The sequence below is a fragment of the Intrasporangium sp. genome (assembly GCF_030452765.1).
GTDB lineage: Bacteria > Actinomycetota > Actinomycetes > Actinomycetales > Dermatophilaceae > Intrasporangium_A.
The window spans coordinates 1-7,093 of the sequence record NZ_JAKDLO010000206.1; the positions used below are offsets into that span (position 1 = coordinate 1).

Sequence of the window (7,093 nt, forward strand, 5' to 3'; positions counted from 1 at the left end):
CACCGGACCCATCAAACGCGCTACGCCCACAACGCAGATACGACAGCCGCCTGATATCCCTCCAGGGGAGCCGCACCCATCCGATTATGCCATCCACAATCAGACTGCGGAATGACCTGCACAAACTCACGGACCGACACGACCACGACTCACACCCCGCGGTCGCAACGGAGTGACGTCGTGGCGCACTGGCCTGATGGTGGGCTGCAGTTCAAGGGCTGCCTCGAGCGAACCGAGCGCTTGCAGCTCGTCGACGATGGTTCGGGTCGGGGCGACCAGGGCCAGCTCCCGAGCTTCGGCTCGCTCGACGAGATCATCCAAGGGCAACCACTCTGACCTTGTCGCCTCGGTCGTCGTGTGTGACAACGTGTCCTGCTCCACGGGCAACACGTAGAACGACACGTCGAAGCGCTTGCGGTAGCCGATCGGCGTCACCCAGTTGTCCCACGGGACAAGCCGATCGGGTGCCACGCAGGCTCCGGTCTCTTCGGCGAGCTCGCGCAGTCCGGTGGCCAGCAGGGTCCTGGCCCACGTCCCGGTCAGACCGTCGGGGCCGGCCTGAGCCGTATGCCTCCATCGCCAGGCATGTGTCTGCACAAGGTCGGGTGGCAAGGCGAGGCGGGCTCCGGCGGCGTTGTCGCCCGGATCGACCCGGCCACCAGGGAAGACCACTGCGCCCGGGACGAAATCCATTGTCGCTGCACGATGTTGGACGAACACTTCGAGCCCGGCAGGCCCCATGCGAAGCGGAATGACGCTCACCGCGGGTATCGGTATCGGCTGGTCGGCGAGGGGTCTGACCATCGCGACGCGACGGCCCAGTCGGTCGAGCTCGAGTCGGCGCTCGGTCCTGCGCAGTGGCGCCAGCACGCTGGACAACGTCCGCTCCGAGACCCCCGTCGAGCCGTGAGCGTCCAGCTCGGTGAACCCGTATCGGGCATACCACGGGGCATTCCACGGCTGGTCGGCGAAGGTCATGAGGCTGATCTGGTCGTGTCCTCTGTCGAGGGCCTCGCCGAGCGCGCCGAGCAGGAGCATCGTGCCCAAACCGTGGCGAGCGGCATCCGGATGAACCGACACCTTCTGCAGGTGCAGGTGCAGGTGCAGGTGCGGGTCGCTGTCCGGGCCCAGCTCGAGGACATGGGCGAAACCCACGACCGGCTGCCCGACGACGAGCAGGAATCCTGGCTCGGCCGCCCGCTCCTGCCCGGTGGGGGGCGCCGGCCAGTCGGCCAGGTCGAAGAAGGCGGCGAACCGCCGGTCGGCCGCGGCCTCGATCGGCTGCAGCAGCGGCAGGTCCGCTGGACGAGCTGGTCGGACGCTCGTCACCGTGAGCCGGGTGGCCGGAACGGGGCGAGGGGCGGACATACCGGCCATCCTCGCAAACTCCCCGTGACCAGCGTCGAGGGTGCAGGGCCGCAACCGTGCCCGAAGGGGCAGTCGACCGGACCTTGCCGTCGCCGGAGCGCGACATACGATGATGAGATCGCCTTGGGTGGGTAGACGGCTCAGGAGGCACGGATGTTCGACCGCGTCCACGACCCGGAGCGGACCGGCATGCCGTCGCCGAAGCGGTCGGCGGTTGGCGGTCTCGGTGCTTCCGGCTTGCTCAGGCTGCAACAGCAGGCCGGCAACGCCGCGCTGGTGCGGTCGCTGCGCCTCTCGCCCGGCACCGGGCCAGTGGTGCTACAGCGTGCGCTGGTGGCCGACAAGCTCAACGTCGTGGGCGAGACACACACTGAGAGCGATTCGCGGCGGCCGGCCGAGAAGGCGTTCGGCCAGGCGAAGACGGGCAGCGCCAACTACTGGACGGAGGCCGAGTTCCCCGACCTGCACATGGCCGTCTCCGGCCGCAAGGCCCGCGGTCAGGCCCAGCCCCAGGGCGATGCGCGGGCCGACCTCATGGAGTACCGCGCCATCCATGCCGCCGCGCTGCTCGTAGGTCAGTACGAGCGGACGGCCCAAGCCGCCCGCGCGCTCGCGGACAGCCCTGCGATGACCGCGCCTTCAGAGGGAAACGCCCTGCCCCCGGCGCTGCGGACCTTCCTGGATGTCGACTTCAGGAAGCTGGTCAAGTACAAGGAGAGGGTCAAGAAGGCGTGGACGGCCACACAGTCGCAGGGAGTGAACGACGCTGTCCAGCGCGTCTTCGAGTACGTCGAGAAGATCGCGAAGATGTTCATGGACACCATGAAGACCGTCTCCGAGCGACGCAAGGCGCTGCTGTTCCTGCTCGGCGCCGCCGACCTGCTCAAGCAGCATGCCGCCCCGCTGGCCGCGGCGGGTGGTGTCCCCGGATCGACGAACGTGGCCCAGGACATGCGCATCGCACGGTCCCGGTCGATGGGCCTTGCGGCTGAGTTCTCCAGCCAGAAGGGCGTCTGGAAGGTGGGCGACCTGCACGTCGCCGACGTGCTCGACGGCACGACGCAGACGAGGCAGGTCAAGGCCAACTACGAGCGCAAGGACGCCTTCAACACGGCGCTCGCCACGTGGGAGGCGCAACAGAACGGGACCTGAGCGGCGCCGGTCCCCGGGTCTCCAAACTCCAAGGCGGGGCCGGAAACCACGATTCGGTCCCGGGTGTGACTCGTGAGAGGCTCGGTGGTTGTGTCCCCCGCGCTGCTCGCCCTCGCCTCGTGCTCGCCGGGCGGTCTCCTGCCGTGACGACCCTGTCGAGCCTGCAGACCCGCTCGAGCCTGCGCCAGGGGCTCGCCGTGCTCCGACGCGGAGTCCACGACGAACCGCGGTGGTTCGCAGTCGCCGTCGTCGGCAGCACCATCTACGGCGTCATGACATCGCTGACGGCGTGGGCGATCGGGCACGTCACTGACAAGGCGATCACCCCGGCCATAGCCGCGGGCCACGTGACGGCCGGCCAGCTCTGGTACATCGGCGGGACGGTCGCACTCGTCGTGATCGCCATGATCGTCGGGGTCATCGGCCGGCGGATCGCCGGGGGCGTCGCCATGTACAACCTCGGCGCGCGCTACCGGCGACAGGTCACCCGCCAGTACCTGCGGCTGCCGCTGCGCTGGCACCACCGCCACCCGTCAGGTCAGCTGCTCTCCAACGCCAACGCCGACGTCGAGGCGACGTGGAACGTCTTCGCCCCCCTGCCGATGGCCATCGGGGTCCTGGTCATGCTCGTCTTCGGCGTCATCCAGATGGTCGTGGTCGACCCCGTGCTGGCCCTCATCGGGCTGACCGTATTCCCGCTGCTCTTCCTCGCGAACCTCGCCTTCCAGCGGGCCATGTCCCCACGGGTGACGTGGGCGCAGCAGCTGCGGGCCGAGGTCTCGGAGGTCGCGCACGAGAGCTTCGAGGCGGCCCTCATCGTCAAGTCCCTCGGCCGCGAGGACTTCGAGACCGAGCGGTTCTTGCACGTGACGAACCAGCTGCGCGACGCCAACATCGAGGTCGGCCGCACCCGAGGCCGCTTCGACCCGGCTATCGAGGCCATCCCCACGATCGGCACGCTGGCCGTCCTCGTCGTCGGGACGATGCGGGTGCGCAGCGGCCAGCTCTCGGCGGCCGAGGTCGTCCAGATCGCCTACCTGTTCTCCATCATGGCCTTCCCCGTCCGGGCGCTCGGCTGGGTGCTGGCCGAGCTGCCCCGGGCCGTCGTGGGGTGGGACCGCGTCTCGGCCGTCCTCGGAGCCGAAGGCGCGATGGCCTATGGGGAGCGGGCCCTGCCGACCGGCGGTGCGAGCCACCTCGCCGCGCACGACGTCGGCTACGCGCACGAGGCGGTCACCGAGTCCGGCATCATCGAGCACAACCCGGCGATCCGGGGGGTGACCCTCGAGGTGCCCGCCGGATCGACGGTCGCACTCGTCGGCCCGACCGGTAGTGGCAAGTCGACCCTCACCGAGCTCATGATGCGGTTGGTCGACCCCGACTCGGGCGTGGTGCGAGTCGACCGGATTGACCTGCGCGAGGTCCGGCGCCGTGGCCTGTCTCAGGTCGCGGCGCTCGTCGCGCAACAGACGTTCATGTTCGATGACACCGTCCGTGGCAACGTCACGCTCGGCGAGGCGCACCCGGACGAGCGGGTCTGGGCTGCGCTCGAGGTCGCCCAGGCCGCGGACTTCGTCGCGCACCTGCCACGGGGGCTCGACACCCGTGTGGGGGAGCGCGGCGCGAGCCTCTCCGGCGGACAACGCCAGCGAGTCGCCTTGGCCCGAGCGGTGATCCGTGACCCACAGCTGCTGATCCTCGACGACGCGACCTCGGCGGTCGACCTCAGTGTCGAGCAGGCGATCCTGGCGGGCCTGCGGCAGGCGAGCAGCGGCACGACGGTGCTGGTGGTCGCCTACCGGATGGCCACGATCCTGCTCGCCGACGAGGTCGCCTACATCGAGGAGGGCCGGCTGGTCGACCACGGCGACCACGCCTCCCTGATGGCCAGGTGCGCGGGCTACGAGCGCCTCGTCACCGCCTATGCGCGGGAGGCGGCCGAGCGCGGGGCGATCGCCGCCGAGGAGCAGCGGGGAGCGGGCGAGGAGGTGCGGCTGTGAGCATGCGCAGCACACCGCTCGTCGACCACGGCGGCATCGCCTCCGGCCAGGAGATGACGACGTGGCAGACCCTGAAGCGCGGCCTCGCGCTCTCTCCTGAGCTGCGCAAGGGGGTCGGCGTCACCATCCTGCTCGCCGTCCTGTCGACGCTCGGCCGGGTCCTCATCCCCTTCGTCGTCCAGCGAACCACCGACGACGGCATCCTCGCGCCCGGCGGCCCCGACGTCGACGTCGTGCTCGGCTGGGTCGGGGTCGCCCTCGCCGGGGTCCTGGTCACCGCCTTCTCGGCCTACCTGGTCAACGTCCGGCTCTTCACGGCCTCCGAGAGCGGGCTGGCGACCCTGCGGGTCAGTGCGTTCCGGCACATCCACGATCTCGCGATGCTGACCCAGAACACCGAGCGCCGCGGCAGCCTCGTGTCCCGGGTCACCTCCGATGTCGACACGATCTCGATGTTCGTCCAGTTCGGCGGGCTCATGCTGATGATCAACCTCGCGCAGATCACCCTCGCGACGGTGCTCATGTTCGTCTACAGCCCGCTCCTCGCGCTCGTGGTGTGGGCCTGCTTCGTCCCGCTCTTCGTCATCATCCAGAGGTTCCAGGGGATCGTCGGCCGCGCCTACACGCGGGTCCGCGAACGGGTCGGTGACATGCTCGCCGCGATCTCCGAGGCGGTCGTCGGAGCCCAGGCCATCCGCGCCTACGCCGTCGAGGACCGCACCGCCGAGCGGATCGACGAGGCCGTGGAGGCGCACCGCCGGGCCGCGATCGGAGCGCAGGCACGATCGGTGTTGGCGTTCACCTCCGGCCAGCTCGTCGCTGGGCTGACCACGGCGGTCGTCCTCGTCGTCGGGACCGTGCTCGCCGTCCGCGGGTCGATCACGCTCGGCGAGCTGCTCGCCTTCCTCTTCCTCGTCAACCTGTTCACCCAGCCGGTCCAGCAGGCCACCGAGATCCTCAACGAGATGCAGAACGCCGTCGCGGGCTGGCGCCGCGTGATCGGCATCATCGACACGCCCGCCGACGTCGCCGACCCCGAGGGTGGGGTGAGCCTGCCCCGCGGCCCGATCCGGGTCGCCTTCGACGACGTCGGCTTCGCCTATCCAGGCGGCGACCCGGTCCTGCACGAGATCGACCTCGGCATCGACCCCCGCTCCCGGGTCGCCATCGTCGGCGAGACCGGCTCGGGCAAGTCGACCCTGGCCAAGCTGCTGACCCGCCTCATGGACCCGAGTGCGGGCAGGGTCCTGATCGACGGCACGGACCTGCGTCGGGTCAGCTTCGCCTCCCTGCGCCAACGGGTCGTCCTCGTCCCCCAGGAGGGGTTCCTCTTCGACGGGACGCTGCTGGAAAACGTCCGGTTCGGCCGGCCGGAGTCGACCGAGGACGAGGTGCGCCTCACGCTCACCGAGCTCGGGCTCGACGGCTGGCTCGGCGCCCTCCCACAGGGGCTGCACACCGAGGTCGGCCAGCGCGGCGAGTCGCTCTCGGCGGGGGAGCGACAGCTCGTCGCGCTCGCCCGCGCCTACCTGGCCGACCCGGACCTGCTCGTCCTCGACGAGGCGACCTCGGCGGTCGACCCGAGCACCGAGGTGCGCCTGCAGCGGGCCCTCGACTCGCTCACGCGAGGGCGCACGAGCATCGCCATCGCCCACCGGCTGTCCACGGCCGAGGCGGCCGACGAGGTCATCGTCGTCGATGCGGGCCGGGTCGTCGAGCGGGGCCACCACAGCGACCTCGTCGGGCGAGGCGGCGTCTACACGCGCCTGCACGCCTCGTGGGTCGCCCAGCAGCAGGCCCTCTGACGAGCCGACCGGGCGATCGGTATGCCGCCCAGCGCCGGCACGGGCGCAGCTGGCCTCCGCGCGTGGTGGGTCGGGGGGCCGCCCGGACCGTCCCGGCGACCTGATCCGTGGCTCAGCCGTGCTGCTCAGCCCACTGCGCGACGCGACGGGCGCTCTCCTGCTCGGACAGGTCCTCGACCCGGGTCAGCACCGACCACCGCACCCCGAACGGGTCCCGGATGCTCGCGAACCGGTCACCGGAGACGAACTGCATGACCGCCTCGCGCACGGTCGCGCCCGCCTGGACGGCACGCTCGACGACGCCGTCCACGTCCGGACAGTAGAGCCCGATCGAGTAGCAGTCGTCCTCACCCTCTGGTGCGGCGATCAGGTGGAAGGCCGGGTTCGGCTCGCCGAGCTGCAGGTGGCCGGTCCCGAAGTCGAGCTCGGCGTGGGCGATCACCCCACCCATCTCGGTGATGTCGACGACCCGGGCGCCGAACACGTCCCGGTAGAACCCGATCGCCCCCCGAGCGTCCTGGACCGAGATGAAGGGGGTGAGGCTCGTGAAACCGTGCGGGATGCCGTTGGTCGTGAACCGGCCGTCGGCCGCCGCGGGTGTGTTTGTCGTGATGCTCATGTCATCGACGGTAGGCGCCGGCGAGCGGACCGGGCTTGCAGATTCGCGACAGCCGCCGGCGGAGTCCTGGCGCAGCGACGCCCCTACCCTTGTCGACATGGTGCGTCCTGGAAGCTGTGTCTGGCCGGCGGGTGTGAGTCCCGTCCCGG

At 70.4% G+C, this 7,093-nt stretch carries 5 protein-coding genes; 3 read left to right on the plus strand and 2 right to left on the minus strand.

The window, feature by feature from the left end; translation table 11 throughout:
• Positions 1-126: 126 nt before the first annotated feature.
• Positions 127-1,368: a GNAT family N-acetyltransferase gene (locus L0H79_RS19245; protein ID WP_301486258.1), complete on the minus strand. Its 1,242-nt coding sequence runs from the start codon at positions 1,366-1,368 to the stop codon at positions 127-129.
• A gap of 153 nt (positions 1,369-1,521) precedes the next feature.
• Between L0H79_RS19245 and L0H79_RS19250 the strand changes: the two genes are divergently transcribed.
• The 3 genes from L0H79_RS19250 to L0H79_RS19260 all read left to right on the plus strand — a co-directional run bounded on the left by L0H79_RS19250 (position 1,522) and on the right by L0H79_RS19260 (position 6,325).
• Complete coding sequence (locus L0H79_RS19250; protein ID WP_301486259.1) at positions 1,522-2,520, plus strand: hypothetical protein; 999 nt, start codon at positions 1,522-1,524, stop codon at positions 2,518-2,520.
• Positions 2,521-2,663: 143 nt separating this feature from the next.
• Positions 2,664-4,520, plus strand: coding sequence for an ABC transporter ATP-binding protein (locus L0H79_RS19255; RefSeq protein WP_301486260.1), 1,857 nt, complete (start codon positions 2,664-2,666; stop codon positions 4,518-4,520).
• 2 nt (positions 4,521-4,522) lie between these two features.
• Positions 4,523-6,325 (plus strand): ABC transporter ATP-binding protein, encoded by a 1,803-nt coding sequence (locus L0H79_RS19260; protein WP_301486262.1) that lies wholly within the window; start codon positions 4,523-4,525, stop codon positions 6,323-6,325.
• Positions 6,326-6,437: 112 nt separating this feature from the next.
• On the opposite strand, the gene L0H79_RS19265 is transcribed toward L0H79_RS19260, so the two are convergent.
• Positions 6,438-6,944 (minus strand): glyoxalase/bleomycin resistance/extradiol dioxygenase family protein, encoded by a 507-nt coding sequence (locus L0H79_RS19265; RefSeq protein ID WP_301486261.1) that lies wholly within the window; start codon positions 6,942-6,944, stop codon positions 6,438-6,440.
• Positions 6,945-7,093 lie beyond the last annotated feature (149 nt).